Raw genomic sequence first — 744 nt, 5'->3', positions numbered from 1 at the left:
TACTTGTTGGCACAAATTCGTTTATTGGAATCGAAAGGCAGTGCGCAAGTCGTTTCCAGACCAACGCTGCTCACGCAAGAAAACGTCGAAGCGGTGCTAAACAACAGCAGCACGTTTTACGTCAAATTGGTTGGCAAAGAGACGGCGGCTTTGGAAGAAGTGACGTATGGCACCTTGTTGCGCATTGTGCCTCGTATCGTCGGCGACAGATTCGCGACGCGACCAGAGATCAACTTGAGCCTTCACTTAGAAGATGGCGCAAAGATCCCAGATGGTGGTGTGGATGATCTTCCATCAGTACGTAAAACCGAAATCAGTACGTTAGCGACGGTAAAACAAGGGCAAAGCTTACTCATTGGTGGCGTATACCGAGACGAAGTGAGCCATCAGCTACGTAAAGTCCCGCTGTTGGGCGACATTCCATACCTAGGCGCTTTGTTCCGTAGTAACACCAACACAACGCGCCGCACAGTTCGCATGTTCATTATCGAGCCGAGAATCGTGGTCGATGGCATTGGTGACAGCGTGCTGATAGGTAATGAGCATGATTGGGGCCCGAGTATTGGCCAGCTCAACAACATTTCGAACAACAGCGCAGAATTTAAATCGGTTGTTGAAGTATTCAGCTGTACGTCAAAAACGCAGGCAGAACGTTACCAACAAGACTTACTGTCACAGCAAAAGTCCTCGCTGCTAACTCAATGTCAATTGCCGTCAGGGCAAGTAGGCTGGCGAGTCAAAGTG

At 49.5% G+C, this 744-nt stretch carries 1 pseudogene; it reads left to right on the top strand.

Going from position 1 to position 744, the window contains the following annotated elements:
- Window positions 1–744 (top strand): annotated as a pseudogene (gene vscC, locus R7R24_RS26570) (SctC family type III secretion system outer membrane ring subunit VscC); the annotation flags it as partial.

The sequence above is a fragment of the Vibrio sp. 704 genome, assembly GCF_033339295.1.
The sequence above is the reverse complement of the archived record's forward strand: the minus strand, read 5'-3'. Positions and strand labels throughout refer to the sequence as shown.